The organism is Actinotalea ferrariae CF5-4, from assembly GCF_000603945.1.
Lineage (GTDB): Bacteria > Actinomycetota > Actinomycetes > Actinomycetales > Cellulomonadaceae > Actinotalea > Actinotalea ferrariae.
In genome coordinates, this window is sequence record NZ_AXCW01000024.1 from 1 (window position 1) to 18,742 (window position 18,742).

Below are 18,742 nucleotides of genomic sequence, written 5' to 3' on the forward strand. Positions count from 1 at the left end.
CGACGGCGTGCCGGCTCGGACGAGGGGGCCCCGCCCAAGGCGCGCACGAGCGGCCCGGTGGGCCCGGCGCGCTCGCTGGTGCTGCGCCAGGTCCGCTCCGCCGACCGGCCGCTCAACGGGGGCTCGCTGGCCCAGGCGGCGCAGAAGGCCGACCCGACCCTCGCGACGCGGAACTGGGACGGGACGGGGGGCTTCTTCCCGTGGCTGTCCTCCGCGGTCCCCGAGGTGGCCGCGTCGGCGGGCTTCGTGTGGGACCCCGCGCGCTTCAGCGAGGCCGACCTGCCCGGTGCGGGCGGGGTCGACCTGCCGCCGCTGCAGCGGCAGGTCGTCGAGGTGACGGAGATCCCGAACCTGCCCACGGAGCGGTACCGGGCCCTGCTCACGGCGCTGGCCGACGACGTCGCGGCTCACAGGTTCGACCGGCCCGAGACGGCGCGCCGGGTGCGCGACGCGTGCCAGGCGGCGGGGGAGGCCATCGGCAAGGCGTCGGTCAACACCGTCATCGCCGGGGTGCTGTACGCCGGCCTGGACCTCAAGGCCGGGCCGGACGTCCGCACGATCGCCCAGACGTGGGTCGACAACGTCGTGGGCCTGTGCCGGGGCGCGCGCATGGACCTCACCGCCCAGGACGTGGCGGCGATCCGCACATGGGTCGGTGGCGGGCTCCTGGACCGCTGACGCCCGTCAGTCCGCGGGGGCGGCGGTCGCGGCGAACTGGCTCCGGTACAGGGCGGCGTACGCGCCGTCGGCGGCGAGGAGCTCCTCGTGGCTGCCCTGCTCGACGATCGACCCGCGGTCCATGACGAGGATCGTGTCCGCGTCGCGGATGGTCGACAGCCGGTGCGCGATGACGAAGGACGTGCGCTGCGTGCGCAGCCGCGCCATCGCCTGCTGGACGAGGACCTCGGTCCGGGTGTCGACCGACGACGTCGCCTCGTCCAGGACGAGGATCGCCGGGTCCGCGAGGAAGGCCCGGGCGATGGTGACGAGCTGCTTCTCCCCGGCGCTGAGGTTCCCCGCCTCCTCGTCCACAACGACGGTGTCGTAGCCGTCGGGCAGGGCCTGGACGACGTGGTCGACGTGGGCGACGCGCGCGGCCTCGAGGACCTCCTCCGGCGTCGCGCCCGGGCGGCCGTAGGCGATGTTGTCCGCGATCGTCCCGCCGAACAGCCACGTGTCCTGCAGGACCATGCCGACGTTGCGGCGCAGGGCTGCGCGGGACATCCGGCGGGTGTCCACGCCGTCCAGCGTGATCGTCCCGCCGTCGATCTCGTAGAACCGCAGGAGCAGGTTGACCAGCGTCGTCTTGCCCGCCCCGGTGGGGCCGACGATCGCCACCGTCCGACCGGGCTCGACGTCGAGGGACAGGTCGTCGATGAGCGGCGCGTCGGGCTCGTAGCGGAAGGACACGTGCTCGAACGTGACGCGCCCGCGGGCCCGGCCCGCGTCGGCGGCGCCGTCCCGGGTCGGGTCGACCGTGCGGGCCGGGGTCGCGGCCGGCACCGGGTCGGCGGACTGCTCCGGGGCGTCGAGCACCTCGACGACGCGCTCGAAGCTCGCCACGCCCGACTGCAGGAGGTTCATCATCGACGCGATCTGCGTGATCGGCTGGGTGAACTGCCGGGAGTACTGGATGAAGGCCTGCACGTCGCCGAGCGTGATGGCGCCCGCCGCGACGCGCAGGCCGCCGACGACGGCGATCGCGACGAAGGACAGGTTGGACAGGAACATCATCGCCGGGTGGATGAGGCCTGAGATGACGTTGGCCTTGAACGCGGCCTCGTAGAGGGCCTCGTTCTCGGCGTGGAACCGCTCGGAGGCCGCCCGCTGGCGACCGAACACCTTGACCAGCGCGTGGCCCGTGTACATCTCCTCGACGTGCCCGTTGAGGGTGCCGGTCCGGGCCCACTGCTGGACGAACTGCGGCTGCGCCCGCTTGGCGATGACGGCCGTGAGGACGGCAGCGGCCGGGACGGTCACGAGTGCGACGAGCGCGAGCAGCGGCGAGATCCACAGCATCATGCCGAGCACGCCGAGGACCGTGAGGACGGCCTGGACGAGCTGGCTCAGGGTCTGCTGGAGGGTCTGGGCCAGGTTGTCGACGTCGTTGGTGACGCGGGAGAGGAGGTCCCCGCGGGCGCGACGGTCCACCTCCGCGAGCGGCAGGCGGTCGAGCTTGGCCTGCACGTCGCGGCGCAGGCCGAAGACGGTCCGCTGGACGACCCCGGTCGTGATGCGGCCCTGGAGCCAGCCCAGGACCCACGCGCCCAGGTAGAGGGCCAGGGCCAGCAGGAGGACCTGGCGCAGGGCCCCGAAGTCGATCCCCTCGCCGGGCACGAGCCGGGGGGCGGCCGCGGCGATCGCGGCCAGCTCGTCGGAGCCGGCGGCCTCGAGCTGCTCGACGACCTCCGCGCGCGACGCACCGGCCGGCAGCTGCCTGCCGAGCACCCCGGAGAAGATGATGTCGGTCGCCCGGCCGAGCACGTACGGCCCGGCCACCATCGCGACGACCGAGCCGAGCGTGAGGACCGCGACCGCGGCGAGCCGCGCGCGTTCCGGGGCCAGGACGCCCAGGAGGCGCCGCAGCGAGCCGCGGAAGTCGAGCGCCTTGACCGTGGGCATCGTGGCGGCCATGGGGCCGTGGCCCATCGGGCGGGGAGGGCCCGAGGAGGGCGGCGCGCCGTGCCCACCGCCGTGCCCACCGCCGTGCCCACCGCCGTGCCCACCGCCGTCCCCACCGCCGTGCCCACCGGCCGGCCCCGGGGATGCTCCGCCGGACGCGGGTCGCGCGGGGGCGCTCATGCCGCCTCCTCCACGGTGACCTGCGACAGGACGATCTCCCGGTAGGTCTCGTTGGTCTCCATGAGCTCGTGGTGCGTGCCCTCGCCGACGACGACGCCCTCGTCCAGCACGACGATCCGGTCCGCGTGCCGGATCGTGCTCACCCGCTGCGCGACGACGATCACGGTCGCGTCGCGCGTCTCCGGCACCAGCGCGGCGCGCAGCGCCGCGTCCGTGGCGACGTCGAGGGCCGAGAACGCGTCGTCGAACAGGTAGACCCGCGGGCGCCGCACGAGGGCGCGGGCGATGGAGAGCCGCTGCCGCTGCCCTCCGGAGACGTTCGTCCCGCCCTGCGTGATCGCCGCGTCCAGCCCGCCCATCTCGCGGACGAAGTCGGCGGCCTGGGCGACCTCGAGGGCGTGCCACAGGGCGTCGTCGTCGGCGTCCTCCCGGCCGTCGCGCAGGTTGGAGGCGACGGTCCCGGAGAAGAGGAAGGCCTTCTGCGGCACCAGGCCCATCGCGCCCCAGACGGTCTCCAGGTGCAGCGTGCGCAGGTCGACGCCGTCCAGCAGCACCGCTCCGGCGGTCGGGTCCTGCAGGCGCGGGATCATCTGCAGCAGCGTCGTCTTCCCCGACCCGGTGGAGCCGATCACGGCGGTCGTCTGGCCCGGCCGGGCCCGCAGGCTCACGCCGCGCAGCACCGGAGCGGCCGCGCCCGGGTAGCGGAACTCGACGTCCCGCAGCTCGACCTCGCCCTGCAGCACCTCCGGCACCACGGGCGCGACGGCCGGCACCACGGTGCTCTGCGCCCCCAGGACCTCCGTGATCCGCTCGGCGGAGACCTCCGCGCGCGGGATGATCATGACCATCATCACGGCCATCATCACGCTCATGAGGATCTGCATGAGGTAGCTGAGGAACGCCACCATCGAGCCGACCTGCATGGTGCCGTCGTCGATGCGCTGCCCGCCGAACCAGATCACGGCGACGCTCGAGACGTTGAGCACGAGGAAGACGGTCGGGAAGGTGAGGGCCATGATCCGGCCGGTCCCCACCGCGACGTCCATGAGGTCGGTGCTCGCGCGGTCGAAGCGTGCCCGCTCGTGGTCCTCACGGACGAACGCCCGCACGACCCGCATGCCGGTGATCTGCTCGCGCAGGACGCGGTTGATCGTGTCCAGGCGCTTCTGCATCGCGCGGAACAGCGGGCGCATGCGCACCACGGCCGCGGCCAGCACGGCACCCAGGACCGGGACGACGACGAGGAGCAGCGCGGAGAGCTGCACGTCCTCGCGCAGCGCCATGACGACGCCGCCCACCATCATGACGGGGGCGGCGATCATGAGCGTCAGGCCGAGGTAGAGCACCAGCTGGACCTGCGACACGTCGTTCGTCGTCCGCGTGATGAGCGAGGGCGCGCCGAAACGTCCGACCTCCCGCGCCGAGAACGTCTGCACGTGGTCGAAGACGGCGCCGCGCAGGTCCCGTCCCACCGACATGGCGACGCGGGCGCCGGCGTAGACGGCACCCACCGCGCACACGACCTGGGCGGCCGTGACGACGAGCATGATCCCGCCGACCTCGAGGATCCGCCCGACGTCGCCCTGGGCGATCCCCTCGTCGATGAGGTCGGCGTTCAGGCTCGGCAGGTAGAGGTTGGCGACGGCCTGCACCAGCTGGAGGACCGCGACGACGACGACCAGGACCAGGTAGGGGCGCGTGCGGTCGCGGAGGAGCGGGAGCAGCACCGGACCAGTGTCACCCCTGCCACCGACACGGAGAACCCGTTTCTCCTGCGGCGTAGCCGCCCCGTCCTCCCGGGTAGGCCGCTCCCTCCTGCCGAAGGCGGGGCGCGGGCCCTCCCGGGCGTACCCGCCCGGTGGCACCTGTGAACCTCCCGCGCGCGCGGTGCCGACCGGACCGACCCGGTGCCACCCTGGGCCCATGACGGCTCTCGACTCCGCGCACGTCCTCGTCGTCGGCGCCACGGGCGGCCTCGGCGTGCCGATCAGCCGCCGGCTCGCCGAGCGCGGCGCCCGCCTCACCCTCAGCGCCCGGTCCGCGGAGCGGCTGGACGCCCTCGCGGGCGAGCTCGGCGACACCGTCGTGGGCACGCACGCCGTGGACATCACCTTCCCGGCCGCGCCGGGCGAGGTGGTGCGCGAGGCCGCCGCGCGCCGCCCGCTGGACGGGGTGGTCTACGCCGCGGGTGTGGTCGCCTTCGGGCCGGTCGCGGACGTCGACGACGACACCCTGGACGCCCTGCTGCTGACGAACCTCGTCGCGCCCGTGCGGCTCGCGCGCGCGGCGGTGCCGGTCCTGACGTCGGGGGGCTTCCTGGCGAACCTCAGCGCCGTCGTCGCCGAGCGTCCGACGGCCGGGATGGCCGCGTACTCGGCCACCAAGGCCGCGCTGACCGGCTTCGACGCGGCGCTCGCGCACGAGCTGCGCCGGCAGCGGGTGCGCGTCCTGGACGTGCGGCCCCCGCACACCGAGACCGGCCTGGCCGGCCGGCCGATCGCCGGCCAGGCTCCGCCGCTCGGCGTCGGGCTCGACCCCGACGCCGTCGCGGCCCGCGTCGTGCGGGCCATCGAGGAGGACGAGCGGGACCTGCCCGCGGCGGGCTTCTCCGCCTGACCCGCGGGACCTCAGCCCTCGGCGAGCCGGTCCAGCGCGAGCCCGGCGAGCACGGCCGCGGCGACCGGGAGCGCCGCGTCGTCGAACCGGGCCTGCGGGGCGTGGTTGTACGGGGCCGTCGCCGGGTCGGCGCCCTGCGGCGTCGCGCCGAGGAAGAGGAACGCCCCCGGCACCTCCTGGAGGACGTAGGAGAAGTCCTCGGCACCGGACACCGGCTGCCTGGCGGTCTCGTACGCGTCCGGCCCGACGACGGCGCGCGTGACCCGCTCGGCGCGCTCGACCTCGGCGGGGTCGTTCACGGTGACCGGGTAGCCCCGCTCGTACGTGACCTCTGCGGTGAGGCCGTGCGCTGCGGCGATGTTCTCGGCCACCCGGACGAGCCGGTCGGGGACCGCCGCGTGGTGCTCGCGCGAGAACGTCCGGACCGTCGCGTCGAGCTGCGCCGTCTCGGGGATGACGTTGTCCGTCGTCCCGGCGGCGATGCGCCCCACCGACACCACGACCGGGTCGTGCGCGTCGAACTGCCGCGTCACCACGGTCTGCAGGGCCAGCACGATCTCGGCCGCGACCGTCACCGGGTCGGCCGCGAGGTGCGGCATGGAGCCGTGTCCGCCGCGTCCGCGCACGGTGACGTAGAGCTGGTCCGACGCCGCCATCGCGGTCCCGGCCCGGCCGGTGACGACGCGCAGCGGGATGCTGGAGGACGCCACGTGGATCGCGTAGGCCGCGACGACCCGCTCCCCGGCAGCGTCGAGCACGCCCTCGTCGATCATGGAGCGCGCGCCGTGGAAGCCCTCCTCGCCGGGTTGGAACATCAGGACCACGGACCCGGGCAGGTCCTCCCGCCGGGCGGCGAGCAGCCGCGCGGCGCCGACCAGGCCGGCCACGTGCAGGTCGTGCCCGCACGCGTGCATGAAGCCGGTGTGCTCGCTCGTGAAGGACTCGCCGGTCTCCTCGGTGACCGGCAGGGCGTCCATGTCCCCACGCAGCAGCACGGCGGGCCCGGGGCGGCCGCCGCGCAGCACGGCGACGACCGAGCCGAGCGCCGTCCCGGTGGTCACCTCCAGGCCCAGCCCCTCCAGCGCGGCGAGGACGCGCGCCTGGGTCAGGGGCACCTCGAGACCCTGCTCCGGGATGCGGTGCAGGTCGTGGCGCAGGGCGGCGAGATCGGCGGACATCGCCTCGGCGTCGGCCAGGAGGGCGGCGAGCGGGTCGGGGTGCGGCTGGTCCGTCTGGTCGGGCACGGTGCGGCTCCGGTCGTGGTCGTGCCCGGGTCGCGGGCGGGGCGGGGCGTCGGTGCGACGCTACCGGGCCGCGGGGCCGGCCGGTCCCGGTCGGGCCCGTTCCGGCCTGTCCGGCCGCCCAGCCTGGCCGGCGGGCGAGCGGCCTCAGGGTGCGGGGACGTCCACGCGGGCCCGCAGCCCGCCCAGGGGCGCGGCGGCGAGGGTCACGTCGCCGCCGTGCTCCCGGGCGATCTCGCGGACGATCGCCAGCCCGAGCCCGCTGCCCCCGGCCTCGCGCTCCCGGGCCTCGTCCAGGCGGACGAACCGCTCGAAGACGCGGTCCCGGTCCTCCGCGGGGATCCCCGCGCCGTCGTCGTCGACCGTGACGGAGCCCGGCCGCACGGTCACCCGGACGCGCGAGGTGGCGTGCCGCACGGCGTTGTCCACGAGGTTGCGGACCACGCGGCCGAGCGCGGGGGCGTCCCCGAGCGCTCCGCCCTCGCCCTCGACCTCGACCGTGACCTCCGGGCGGCGCAGAGCCGCGGCGGACCCGCCGACGGCGTCGCGCGCCACGTCCGCCAGGTCGACCTCCTCGCGCGCCCGCGGCGCCGACCCGACGCGGGCCAGCAGCAGGAGGTCGTCGACGAGCCCCTGCATCCGCAGCACCTCGCCCACCAGGTCCTCCGCGAGCTCGTCGCTGCGGTAGACCTCCGGGTGCTCCCGGGCGACCTCGAGGCTGGCGCGCAGCGTCGCCAGGGGCGAGCGCAGCTCGTGGGCGGCGTCGGCGACGAACCGGCGCTGGCGGGAGGACGCCGTCTCGAGCCGGTCGAGCATCTCGTTGAGCGTGCGCGCCAGGGCGGAGACCTCGTCGTCCGCCGGGCTGACCGGCAGCGAGCCCGGCCCGCCGGCACGCGCGACCTGGGCGGCGGCGGACCGCATGCGCTCCACCGGGTGCAGCGCGCGGCCCAGCACGAGCCACACCGCGACCGCGAGGATGCCGGTGAGCGTCGGGACCACCCCCACGAGCGAGAGGCTGAGCGCCCGCAGCAGGCCCTGCACCTCCGCGAGCGGCATGGTCGCCACGACGGTCACCGTCTCGCCGCGCCACGTCGCAGGCAGGACGGCGACGCGCGCCTGGCCGTCGTACGCGCTCGCGGACGTGGGGCTGACGACGCCGCTCGTGGCGGTGGCCGCCCGCAGGCGGTCGACCTCGTCCGGCGGCAGGACCGGCAGCGTGCGGCTCGCGCTCGGTGACGTGGCGACGACGCGACCGTCGTCGTCGAGCACCTGGACGATCTCGCCCGGCTCGTCGACCGGCAGGGCCTCGGGGACGGAGTCCGCGGCCACGAGCTCCGCGGTCGTGGCGGCGCGGTCCCGGACGATGGCGTCGAGCTCGGCGACGCGTGAGCGCGACAGGACGGTGGTGAGGGTCAGCGCGCCGGCGATGAGCGTGACGCAGAGCAGGCCGGCGGTGAGGACGGTCAGCCGGGTCCGCAGCGACCGACTCCGCCACGGGTCGGCGTGCGACGCGGTGTCGTGGGCGTCAGCAGGGGTGGTGGCGGGTGCGGCGGCGTCGTCGGGCTCGGCGCGCACGGCGGCTCAGGCCGCCATGCGGTACCCGGCACCCCGCACGGTCACGACCGCGTCGCGCCCGAGCTTGCGCCGCAGGTAGCCGACGTACACCTCGACGACGTTGAGGTCCTCACCGGGGGAGTCCCAGACGTGGTCCCGCAGCTCGACCTTGCCGATGACGCGGTCGTGGTGGCGCATGAGGTACTCCAGCAGGGCCAGCTCGCGCACGGTCAGCTGGACGGCCTCGCCGCCGCGCGTCACGGTGCGGGCCGAGGGGTCGAGCACGATGTCGCCGGCGGTGAGCACCGGGGGGCGCGGTGCGAGCGGGCGCCGGATGAGCGCGCGCAGCCGGGCCACGAGGACGACGAAGGAGAACGGCTTGGTCAGGTAGTCGTCCGCGCCCACGTCCAGGCCGTCCGCGACGTCGTACTCGCCGTCCTTCGCGCTGAGCATGAGGACCGGCGTCCAGACCTCGCGCTCGCGCAGCATGGTCACGACGTCGTAGCCGTTCTTGCCCGGGAGCATGATGTCGACGACGACGGCGTCGTAGTCGCCGTGGGTGGCCATCTCCAGCCCCGTGATCCCGTCGTGGGCGAGGTCCACGGCGAACCCCTCGGCCGCCAGTCCACGCTGCAGGGCACGCGCGAGGCCGCGCTCGTCGTCGATCACCAGGATGCGCACGGGCTCAGCATCCCACCGCGCGGCCCCGGAACGGCTGAGGCGGGCCTGATGACCTCAGCACGGTCTCAGTGCGACCGGGGGAGGCTTCCCACATGACCCAGAGCACCACCCGCACCGACGTCGTCGCCGGTGCCCCCCGTCCCCGGCGGTCGGCGTGGGCCGTCCCCGCCGGCGTCGCGATCGCCGTCGCCGCGGCCTTCGCCACCCCGCCCCTCCTGGCCAGCGCCGGTGACGACGCGCTGCCCGACATCACGGCCGAGCAGCTCGCCGAGCGCGTCGCCTCGGCCGAGCCCGCCCCGCTGTCCGGCACCGTCGTGCACACCGCGCGCCTCGGCCTGCCCGAGCTGCCGCTGACCGAGGCGACGGGTGCGGACCCGGTCGCCCTGCTCGGCGGCTCGTCGACCCTGCGTGTGTGGACGGACGGCGACGAGCGCTCCCGTGTCGCCCTGCTCGGCGCCGCGTCGGAGTACTCGGTCGTCACCGACGGCCCGGAGGCCTGGACCTACTCGAGCACGACGGGCGAGGTCGTCCACTACTCCCTCGACGACGCCGGCCGCGCGCGGTACGAGGAGACCGCGGCCGACCTGCGCGCCGGCCTCGTCCCGGACGTCGTCGGCTCGCTGCCGACGCCGGAGGAGGCCGCACGGACCGCGCTGGAGCAGGTGGAGGGCTACTCGACCGTCACGCTCGACGCCCAGACCACGGTGGCGGGCCGGGCGGCCTACCAGCTGGTCGTGACGCCGCGCGACGCCGAGACGCTGGTCGGGCGCGTCGTGGTCGCGGTCGACGCGGAGACGTCGACGCCGCTGCGGGTGCAGGTCTGGAGCGCGCAGGACGTCCAGGTCCCGGCGCTGGAGGTCGGTTTCACGGACGTGACCTTCGCCCAGCCGGACGACGGCGTGCTGACCTTCTCGACGCCGGCCGGTGCGGTCGTCCGCGAGGTCGTGGTGCCGATGCAGGAGCCGAAGGACCCGGGTGCGCTGGCGGAGCTGCTGGCCGCCGAGCCGCCCGCTCCCGGCGAGCCGGTCGACCCGGCGCTGCTGCCCGAGGGTGTGACGACGTCCGGGACCGGCTGGGAGACCGTGACCGAGGTGTCCGGGGTGGACGTGGCCGCCGTGCTGGCCGGTGACCCGGCCGCCCTGACGGCGCTGCCCGAGTCCGAGCGACTCATCGGCTCGGACCGCGCCCAGGACCTCATCTCGGAGTTCCTGCCGGACGAGGAGCAGGCGAGCGCCTTCGAGCTCGACACCACGACGCTGTACGACAGCCTCACGACCGAGGTGCCGGAGGGCCGGCTGCTCACGTCGGCGCTGGTCAGCGTGCTCGTGACCACGGACGGACGCGTGCTCTACGGCGCCGTCCCGGCCGACGTCCTGCGCGCGCTCGCCTGAGCCCTCGACCGAGCCCTCCGACGAGCACCGCCATGCCTCTCGCCACCGGTAGCGTTCCGGCCGTGGACCTCCCGGTGTCCGAGGCGCGCTCGGTGCGGACGGCGGACCTCGCCGTCCGCACCGAGGGGCTGACCAAGCGCTTCCGGTCCGGGCAGGTGGCGGTCGACGGCATCGACGTCGCCGTCCCGCGCGGCGCCGTCTTCGGGTTCCTCGGCCCGAACGGCTCGGGGAAGACGACGACGATCCGCATGCTGCTCGGGCTCGTCCGGCCCACCTCGGGCCACGCGTGGCTCCTGGACCGGCCCATGCCCGCCTCGGGGGCGTCGGTGCTGCCGCGCGTCGGGGTGCTCGTCGAGGGCCCGGCCTTCCAGCCGTACCTCAGCGGGCGCCGCAACCTGGCGCGGCTGGACGCGAACGACGCGACGGCGGACCCCCGCACGGCGCCCCGGCGCATCGACGAGGCGCTGGAGCGGGTCGGCATGACGGCGGCCGCGGCCAAGCCCTACCGGCAGTACTCGCTCGGCATGAAGCAGCGGCTCGGCCTCGCGGCCGCCCTGCTGCGCCCGCGGGAGCTGCTCGTCCTCGACGAGCCGACGAACGGCCTGGACCCGCAGGGCACGCGCGAGGTGCGCGTCCTCGTCCGCGAGCTCGCCGACGCCGGCACGACGGTCCTGGTCTCCTCCCACCTGCTCAGCGAGATCGAGCAGGTGTGCTCGCACATCGGGATCATGAGCCGGGGCCGCCTCCTCCTGCAGGGGGAGCGCCACGAGGTGATGGGCTCCGGTACGCCGCACGTCCACGTCACCACGACCCCGGCCGACGCCCCCCACGCGGGGGCGCTCCTGGAGGGCCTCGGGGTCCGGCACGTCACGGTCGAGCCCGCCACCGTGCACGCCACCGTGCACGGCGTCCTCGACGACGTCGAGCCGGCGGTGGTGGCACGCACCCTGGTCGGGGCCGGGGTGGACCTGCTGGGCCTGGAGGTGCGCCGCCAGAGCCTGGAGGAGCTGTTCGTGAGCCTCACGGGCGAGGGCTTCGATGTCGCCCGCTGACCTCGCCCCGGTCCCCGCACCGGCCTCGACCTCCTCGGCGCTGCACGGTCCCGCGGACGTCCCGGCCGACGAGTGGGAGCCGCGGCGCGGCGCCGTCGGGCGCATGCTGCGCAGCGAGATGGCGCTGGTCTTCGGCCGGCGGCGCAACGTGGCGCTCCTGTCCGGCCTCGCCGCCGTCCCGCTGCTCCTGGGCCTGGTGCTCTTCGTCGCGCAGGACACGGCGCTGGCCGGTCAGGGACCGGGGTTCGTCGGGCGCGTCACGGGCAACGGGCTGTTCCTCGTCGTCGCGTCGCTCTTCCTGTGCCTGCCCTTCCTGCTGCCCCTCACCATCGGCATCGCCACCGGTGACGCCATCGCGGGGGAGGCGGCGGGCGGGACGCTGCGCTACCTGCTCTCGCTGCCCGTCCGGCGCACGCGGCTGCTCCTGGTGAAGGCGCTCGCGACCCTGGCGTTCGTCGCCGCCGCGGTCCTGGCGATCGCCGTCGTCGCCCTCGCCGCCGGTGCCCTGCTGTTCGGCCTGTCGGACCTCACGCTGCTGTCGGGGGCGACGATCCCCGTGGGGGAGGGCGTGCTGCGCATGGCGGGCGTCGTCGGGTACGTCGCCCTCTCGCTGACGGGTCTCGTCGCCGTCGGGCTCTTCTACTCGACCCTCACCGAGGTGCCGGTGGGCGCCATGGCGGGCACCGTCGTCACGGCCGTGGTGTCGGCCGTCCTCGACACGCTCCCGCAGCTGGCGGTGATCCACCCGGCGCTGCTGACGCACCACTGGCTCGACTTCGCCGAGTTCCTCCGGCTCGAGGTCGACCCCGCCGTGCTCGGCCAGGGGCTCGCGGTGCAGGCCGCGTGGGTCGCCGTCTTCGGCTCCCTCGCCTGGAGCCGGTTCACCACCGCCGACGTCACGTCCTGAGCACGGGGGCCGCGCCGGCCGAGTTCCCCGGCGCGCGCAGCCCAGGACGTGATCCCCACCCGCCCCGACAGCGGTCGACCGCCGTCGGGGCGGGACGGGGCCGGGCGCCCCAGCGACCGCGGCCGCCGGCGGGCGGTCATGCCCGGGTGCCGGCGACCTCCGGGTCCTCGCTGCTCGAGCCCGGCTTGCCCGCGAGGCGACGCCGGGTACCGTCCAGCCACGCCATGGCGGGCGTCGCGGCGACGCCGTGCAGCACGACCGACGCGACCACGACCAGGCCGACCACGGCCCAGAGGCGCTCGGCGTCCATCGTGAAGTCGCCCTCGTGCAGCGCGTAGGCGACGTAGTAGAGCGAGCCGACCCCCCGCACCCCGAAGAACGCGACGACGGCGCGCTCCCGGGGCCCGGTGCTGCTGCCCGTCAGCCCGATCCAGCCGGCGACGGGACGGACGACCAGCAGGAACAGGGCGGCGACGCCGACCTCCACCCAGCCGAGGGGGGCGAGCAGCCCGCGGGCGACCGCGCCGCCGAGCAGCACGAGGACCGCCACGGTGAGCAGCCGTTCGATCTGCTCGACGAAGCTGTGCATGACCTCGTGGTGGGGGTGCCCGCGCTCGGTGCTGCGGAGGGTCGCCGCGGCGACGAAGACGGCGACGAAGCCGTAGCCCTCCGCGAGCTCCGTGGCGCCGTAGGCGAGGAACACGGCGGCCAGCGCGACGAAGCCCTGGAGGTTCTCGGTCAGGCGCTTCGCCGCCGGCACGCCGGAGAAGAAGAGGCGACCCAGCAGCCACCCCACGGCCAGCCCGCCGAGCACGCCCAGGGTGAGGCGCCACAGGACGTCGAGGAGCACCCACTCGACGAGCCAGCCCCCCGGGGCGACGCCGGCCAGACTGATTGCGATGGCCGCATAGGTGAAGGGGAAGGCGAGCCCGTCGTTGAGGCCGGCCTCGGAGGTCAGCGCGAACCGCGCCTGGTCGTCCTCGGCGCCCTCGTCCACGAGCGGCCGGTTGACCTGGACGTCCGTCGCCAGGACCGGGTCCGTGGGCGCGAGGACGGCGGCGAGCAGCACGGCCCCTGCGGCGCCGAGGCCCAGGGCCCACCACCCGAGGAGGCCCGCCGCCAGCATCGTCAGCGGCATCGTGATGGCCAGCAGCCGCCAGGTGGTGCCCCACGTCCGGAAGGAGAACGGGCGGTTCAGCGCGAGACCGGCGCCCATGAGGGAGACGATCACGCAGATCTCGGTCAGGTGGACCGCGACGCTCTCGTAGCGGACGGGGTCGGGGTCCGGCAGCTGCGGCAGGAGGGCGAAGGCGGTCGCGCCGGCCCCGAGGAACACGATCGGCCAGGACACCGGTGCTCTGCGCAGCGCCCAGGGCAGCACCGCGGCGGCCAGGGTGGCGAGCCCGATCGCGGCGTAGACGACTCCGGAGCTCTCGAACTCGATCACTGCGTCACGGTAGGTGTCGTCGGCCGTACCCGCCCACCGAGCATCTCAGCGGGCACCGAGCATCTCAGCGGGCACCGAGCATCTCAGCGGGCACCGAGCATCTCAGCGGGCACCGAGTCGTGCGCCGTGCCGGTCGGCGGGCCTACCGTGCGGGACATGACCCCGCACGTGCGCCAGCTCCGTGTCGTCCTCAACACCGACGACCTCCCCGCCGCGCTCGCCTTCTACCGCGACGCCCTCGGGCTGGCGGAGCGGGAGGCGTTCTCCGGCCCGGACGACGCCCGGGTGGTCATCCTCGACGCCGGTCGAGCGACCCTCGAGCTGGCGAACCCGGCGCAGTCGGCGTTCATCGCCGACGTCGAGACCGGCGGCACCCCCAGCACGCCGGTCCGGCTGGCCTTCGAGGTGGCCGACACGCCGACGGTGACCGTCGCCCTCACCGACGCCTCCGCGCCCCTCCTGGCCGCCCCGGTCCGGACGCCGTGGGAGTCCCTCAACGCCCGGGTGACGGACCCCGAGGGGCTGCACGTCACGGTCTTCCAGGAGCTCGCCGGAAGCCCGCCCGCGGACCTGGTCGGCACGGAGGTCGCGGGGCTGGGCGAGGAGGCCCTGCTCGCCCGCGCGGTGCAGATGGCCCAGGCCAACGCGGCCTCGGGCGCCGAGCCCTTCGGGGCGATCGCGGTGCACGACGGCGTCGTCGTCGGTGTGGGCGTCAACACGCGGGACGTCGCGGTGGACCCCACGGCGCACGCGGAGGTCGAGGCGATCCGGGACGCGGCACGCCGTCTGGGCCGCTCGGACCTCACGGGGGTCACCGTCTACTCCAGCTGCGAGCCGTGCCCCGTCTGCCGGACGGTCGCCGCCGTGGCGCGCGTCGAGGAGGTGGTCTACGCGGCGGACGCCGCCCTGGTCCCCGCAGCCGTCAGCGACCTCCCGGCGGACCTGTGCCGCGCGGTCGCCCAGTACCGGCCCGAGATGGTCCGTCCGGGCCTGACCGGACTGACACGGGAGCAGCTCGCGGCGCCGTTCACGACCTTCCTCGAGCGCGGCGCGAGCGGCTGAGCCGACCTGCGCTCGAAGCCGGGGTCGGACCCTCTCGTCCACCCATCGAGACCGGTTCGTCCCGCTTCGTGACCCGACCGGCGGCCCACGTGCGGGGGTCACGATCCGATCACGGACGGTGCCCCGTTCCGGTCGCATCCGGGTGGCGGCGGGTCGAGGGTGGGAGGACCGGGCCGTCCAGCAGGGGTCGGTCCATGACGGTCAAGGAGGATCGTCCGTGTCAGGAAACCGCGCTATCGCGTACAAGGGTCCGGGCAAGGTCGAGGTCATCGACGTCGACTACCCGACCTTCGAGCTCCAGGACGGGCCCGGCGTCAACCCCGCCAACGTCGGCCGCAAGGTGAACCACGGCGTCATCCTCAAGACGGTGGCGACGAACATCTGCGGCTCGGACCAGCACATGGTCCGCGGTCGGACGACCGCGCCCACCGACCTCGTGCTCGGCCACGAGATCACCGGCGAGGTGGTCGAGGTCGGCTCGGACGTCGAGTTCATCAAGGTCGGCGACCTCGTCTCGGTGCCGTTCAACATCGCCTGCGGCCGCTGCCGCAACTGCAAGGAGCGCAAGACCGGCATCTGCCTCAACGTGAACCCCGACCGTCCGGGCAGCGCCTACGGCTACGTGGACATGGGTGGCTGGGTCGGCGGGCAGGCCGAGTACGTGCTCGTGCCCTACGCCGACTGGAACCTGCTGAAGTTCCCGGACAAGGACCGGGCGATGGAGAAGATCCTCGACCTCGCCATGCTCTCGGACATCTTCCCGACGGGCTTCCACGGTGCGGTCACGGCCGGCGTCGGGGTCGGCGCGACGGTCTACGTGGCCGGTGCGGGACCGGTCGGCCTCGCCGCTGCCACGGGCGCACAGCTGCTGGGCGCCGCCGTCGTGATCGTGGGCGACCTCAACGAGGACCGGCTCGCCCAGGCCCGCAGCTTCGGCTGCGAGACCATCGACGTGTCCAAGGGCGACCCGGGGGAGCAGATCGCGGAGATCCTCGGGGTGCCCGAGGTGGACTGCGGCGTCGACGCGGTCGGCTTCGAGGCCCGCGGCCACGGCCAGGACGCGAGCCACGAGGCGCCGGCGACGGTGCTCAACTCGCTCATGGACATCACCAAGGCCGGTGGGGCGCTCGGCATCCCCGGCCTGTACGTGACGGGTGACCCCGGTGGCATCGACGAGGCCGCCCAGAAGGGCTCGCTGTCGCTCAGCCTGGGCACCGGCTGGGCCAAGTCGCTGTCCTTCACCACGGGCCAGTGCCCCGTGATGAAGTACAACCGCGACCTGATGATGGCGATCCTGCACGACCGGGTGAGCATCGCGAAGAACGTCAAGGCCACCCCGATCACGCTCGACAAGGCCCCCGAGGGCTACGCCGAGTTCGACGCGGGCGCGGCGAAGAAGTACGTGCTCGACCCGAACGGGTACCTCGGCGCCGCCTGAGGTCCCAGCGCAGCGGGAGCAGCGAGCCCGGACCGGCAGGTCCGGGCTCGCTGTCGTCGGGGCTCGCTGTCGTCCGGGCTCACGGTCCTCGGCGGGCGGCTCGCCGTCGCCGGTCAGGCGGCCCGGCGCTCCAGGCGCACGACGACGCTCTTGCTGGTGGGGGTGTTCGAGTCGTCCGCCGTCGAGTCGAGGGGGACCAGCACGTTCGTCTCCGGGAAGTAGGCGGCGGCGCAGCCCTTCGCGGTGTCGTACGCGACGACGCGGAAGGCCTCGGCGCGCCGTTCGACGCCGTCGGTGAACTCCGAGACGAGGTCCACGACGTCGCCGTCGGCGAACCCCAGCTCGACCAGGTCGGCGGCGTTGACCAGGACCACGCGCCGCCCGCCGTGGATGCCGCGGTACCGGTCGTCCGGGCCGTAGACCGTGGTGTTGTACTGGTCGTGGGACCGGAGGGTCTGCAGCAGCAGGCGGCCGGGCGGCGTGCGGGGCCACCACAGCGGCGTCGTCGTGAAGTGCGCCTTGGTGCTCGTCGTCTCGAAGGTGCGGACGTCGTGGGGTCCGTGCGGCAGGCGGAAGCCGCCCGGGTCGTCGATGCGCCGCTCGTAGTCGACGAAGCCCGGGACGACGGCCTCGATGTGCCGGCGGATCAGGCGGTAGTCGTCCTCCATCGCCTGCCAGTCGGCCTGCGGGCTCCCCGGCCGCGGGGTGCCGTCGGCGTCGTGGAAGAGCGCGCGGGCGAGCCGGCACACGATCGCGATCTCCGACAGCAGGTCCTTCGCGGGCGGCTGCAGGTGGCCCGACGACGCGTGGACCATCGACATCGAGTCCTCGACGGTCACGCGCTGCCGGCCCGTGCGCTGCACGTCCAGGTCGGAGCGGCCGAGCGTGGGGAGGATGATCGCCGTCCGCCCGGGGGCCAGGTGGGAGTGGTTGAGCTTCGTGCTGACCTGCACCGTCATGGCGCACGAGCGCAGTGCGGCCTCGGTGACCGCCGTGTCCGGCGCCGCCTTGAGGAAGTTGCCGCCCATGCCGAGGAAGAACCGCACGCGGCCGTCCCGCATCGCGCGGATGGTGTCGACGGTGTCGAAGCCCGCCTCCCGCGGGCTGGCGAACCCGAACTCCGCCTCCAGCCGGTCCAGGAACGGCTGCGGCATCTTCTCGAAGATGCCCATGGTGCGGTCGCCCTGGACGTTGGAGTGGCCGCGCACCGGGAGCAGACCCGCGCCGGGACGCCCGAGGTTCCCCTGGAGGAGGACCAGGTTGACGATCTCCTTGATCGTGGCCACGGCGTGCTTGTGCTGCGTCAGCCCCATCGCCCAGGCGACGATCGTCCGGTCGGAGTCGAGCAGCATCTCGGCGACCTCGCGGATCTGCGCCTCCGTGAGGCCCGTGGCCTCCTCGAGGTCGCTCCACGGCGTCGCGCGCAGGTTCGCGGCGTACTCCTCGAGGCCGACCGTGTGCTGCTCGACGAAGCCGTGGTCGAGCACCGACGTCAGCCCGAGGGAGCGACGGCCCGCGTCCTCCGCCTCGAGCAGCACCTTGCCCAGCCCCTGGAAGACGCCGAGGTCCCCGCCCAGGCGCACCTGGAGGTGGACGTCTGCGATGCGGGTGCCACGGCCGAGCATGCCGTGGACGCGCTGGGGGTTGCGGTAGTGCGTCAGGCCCGCCTCGGGCAGCGGGTTGATGGCGACGATGCGCGCGCCCTGCTCCTTGGCCTTCTCCAGCGAGGTGAGCATCCGCGGGTGGTTGGTGCCGGGGTTCTGGCCGGCGATGAGGATGAGCTTGGCGGTCTCGACGTCGTGCAGCGTCACCGAGCCCTTGCCGATGCCGATGGTCTTGCCCAGCGCCTCGCCGGAGGACTCGTGGCACATGTTCGAGCAGTCCGGCAGGTTGTTCGTGCCGTAGCCGCGGACGAGGAGCTGGTAGAGGAACGCGGCCTCGTTGGAGGTGCGGCCCGAGGTGTAGAACGCCGCCTCGTCCGGGCTGTCCAGCGCGCGGAGCTGGGCGGCGATCCGGTCGAACGCGTCCTCCCAGGTGATCGGCCGGTAGTGGGTGTCCCCGTCCTCGCGCAGCATCGGCGTGGTGAGCCGGCCCTGCCGGTTGAGCCAGTGGTCGTCGTGCTCGTAGAGGTCGTCGATCGAGTGCTCGGCGAAGAACTCGGGCCGGATCCTCTTGCGGGTCGCCTCCGACGCCAGCGCCTTGGCGCCGTTCTCGCAGAACTCCGCGTGGCTGCGGTCCGGAGCGTTCGGGTCCGGCCAGGCGCAGCTCATGCAGTCGAAGCCGTCGGCCTGGTTCATCCGGAGCAGGCCGCTGACGGTGCGGACGGGGCCCATCTCCCGCAGCGCGTGCTGCATCGCCGTCGTCACCCCCGGCACGCCCGCCGCGGTGCGCTTGCGTCGACCCACCTTCAGGCCCGGCCGGTCCAGGTCCTGGTCGGGATGCTCGGCCGGGTGGGGGTCGGGCCGGACAGGGTCCCCTGCGGGCGTCGTCGCCATCCGTCCATGCTAGGCCGGGGCGTCGGCGCGGGCACCCGGCACGCGACGGCGCGACG

General features: G+C 74.5%; 13 protein-coding genes and 1 pseudogene. 7 read left to right on the top strand and 7 right to left on the bottom strand.

Translation table 11 applies throughout. From position 1 onward, the window contains the following. Positions 1–678, top strand: a pseudogene (locus N866_RS03835) (hypothetical protein); the annotation flags it as partial. A 6-nt stretch (positions 679–684) separates the two neighbouring features. Here N866_RS03835 and N866_RS03840 read toward each other — a convergent pair. Further along, positions 685–2,622 (bottom strand): ABC transporter ATP-binding protein, encoded by a 1,938-nt coding sequence (locus tag N866_RS03840; RefSeq protein WP_034222935.1) that lies wholly within the window; start codon positions 2,620–2,622, stop codon positions 685–687. A 176-nt stretch (positions 2,623–2,798) separates the two neighbouring features. Further along, positions 2,799–4,529 (bottom strand): ABC transporter ATP-binding protein, encoded by a 1,731-nt coding sequence (locus N866_RS03845; RefSeq protein WP_034222881.1) that lies wholly within the window; start codon positions 4,527–4,529, stop codon positions 2,799–2,801. A 196-nt stretch (positions 4,530–4,725) separates the two neighbouring features. Here N866_RS03845 and N866_RS03850 point away from each other — a divergent pair, with 196 nt between their 5' ends. Next, positions 4,726–5,418 (top strand): SDR family NAD(P)-dependent oxidoreductase, encoded by a 693-nt coding sequence (locus tag N866_RS03850; RefSeq protein ID WP_034222883.1) that lies wholly within the window; start codon positions 4,726–4,728, stop codon positions 5,416–5,418. A gap of 11 nt (positions 5,419–5,429) precedes the next feature. Here the strand turns inward: N866_RS03850 and N866_RS03855 are convergent, their stop codons facing one another. From N866_RS03855 to N866_RS03865, 3 genes are all read right to left on the bottom strand, one after another. After that, positions 5,430–6,662 carry a M20 metallopeptidase family protein gene (locus N866_RS03855; protein ID WP_034222886.1) on the bottom strand — a complete coding sequence of 411 codons (1,233 nt, stop codon included), beginning with the start codon at positions 6,660–6,662 and terminating at the stop codon, positions 5,430–5,432. 144 nt (positions 6,663–6,806) lie between these two features. Further along, positions 6,807–8,234 (bottom strand): sensor histidine kinase, encoded by a 1,428-nt coding sequence (locus N866_RS03860; protein WP_081802298.1) that lies wholly within the window; start codon positions 8,232–8,234, stop codon positions 6,807–6,809. Positions 8,235–8,240: 6 nt separating this feature from the next. Beyond that, positions 8,241–8,894 carry a response regulator transcription factor gene (locus tag N866_RS03865; protein WP_034222888.1) on the bottom strand — a complete coding sequence of 218 codons (654 nt, stop codon included), beginning with the start codon at positions 8,892–8,894 and terminating at the stop codon, positions 8,241–8,243. Positions 8,895–8,986: 92 nt separating this feature from the next. Between N866_RS03865 and N866_RS03870 the strand changes: the two genes are divergently transcribed. The 3 genes from N866_RS03870 to N866_RS03880 are packed head-to-tail and all read left to right on the top strand — an operon-like array spanning position 8,987 to position 12,244. Next, complete coding sequence (locus N866_RS03870) at positions 8,987–10,285, top strand: LolA family protein (protein ID WP_034222890.1); 1,299 nt, start codon at positions 8,987–8,989, stop codon at positions 10,283–10,285. A 32-nt stretch (positions 10,286–10,317) separates the two neighbouring features. Then, a complete protein-coding gene (locus N866_RS03875; protein WP_081802299.1) occupies positions 10,318–11,337 on the top strand; it encodes an ABC transporter ATP-binding protein in 1,020 nt (339 codons plus the stop codon). Continuing rightward, on the top strand, positions 11,324–12,244 hold the full coding sequence (locus tag N866_RS03880) for an ABC transporter permease subunit (protein WP_034222892.1): 921 nt from the start codon (positions 11,324–11,326) through the stop codon (positions 12,242–12,244). The genes N866_RS03875 and N866_RS03880 overlap by 14 nt, the downstream gene beginning before the upstream one ends. A gap of 136 nt (positions 12,245–12,380) precedes the next feature. Here the strand turns inward: N866_RS03880 and N866_RS03885 are convergent, their stop codons facing one another. Continuing rightward, positions 12,381–13,691, bottom strand: a complete 1,311-nt coding sequence (locus N866_RS03885) for a cation:proton antiporter (RefSeq protein WP_052022350.1) — start codon at positions 13,689–13,691, stop codon at positions 12,381–12,383. A 156-nt stretch (positions 13,692–13,847) separates the two neighbouring features. Between N866_RS03885 and N866_RS20285 the strand changes: the two genes are divergently transcribed. Together N866_RS20285 and fdhA are read left to right on the top strand one after the other, a co-directional pair. Continuing rightward, positions 13,848–14,753, top strand: coding sequence for a deaminase (locus tag N866_RS20285; protein ID WP_081802300.1), 906 nt, complete (start codon positions 13,848–13,850; stop codon positions 14,751–14,753). A gap of 217 nt (positions 14,754–14,970) precedes the next feature. Beyond that, entirely contained in the window at positions 14,971–16,191 is a 1,221-nt protein-coding gene (gene fdhA, locus N866_RS03900; protein WP_034222895.1) for a formaldehyde dehydrogenase, glutathione-independent, read from the top strand. 113 nt (positions 16,192–16,304) lie between these two features. Here fdhA and N866_RS03905 read toward each other — a convergent pair whose 3' ends face one another. Further along, a complete protein-coding gene (locus N866_RS03905) occupies positions 16,305–18,686 on the bottom strand; it encodes an FdhF/YdeP family oxidoreductase (protein WP_052022351.1) in 2,382 nt (793 codons plus the stop codon). Between the last annotated feature and the right edge of the window lie 56 nt (positions 18,687–18,742).

Coding starts and splice junctions, on each gene's coding strand:
- N866_RS03840 (WP_034222935.1), bottom strand. CDS start 2,622: ATGCCCACGGTCAAGGCGCTCGACTTCCGCGGCTCGCTGCGGCGCCTC.
- N866_RS03850 (WP_034222883.1), top strand. CDS start 4,726: ATGACGGCTCTCGACTCCGCGCACGTCCTCGTCGTCGGCGCCACGGGC.
- N866_RS03870 (WP_034222890.1), top strand. CDS start 8,987: ATGACCCAGAGCACCACCCGCACCGACGTCGTCGCCGGTGCCCCCCGT.
- N866_RS03875 (WP_081802299.1), top strand. CDS start 10,318: ATGCCTCTCGCCACCGGTAGCGTTCCGGCCGTGGACCTCCCGGTGTCC.
- N866_RS03880 (WP_034222892.1), top strand. CDS start 11,324: ATGTCGCCCGCTGACCTCGCCCCGGTCCCCGCACCGGCCTCGACCTCC.
- N866_RS20285 (WP_081802300.1), top strand. CDS start 13,848: ATGACCCCGCACGTGCGCCAGCTCCGTGTCGTCCTCAACACCGACGAC.
- N866_RS03905 (WP_052022351.1), bottom strand. CDS start 18,686: ATGGCGACGACGCCCGCAGGGGACCCTGTCCGGCCCGACCCCCACCCG.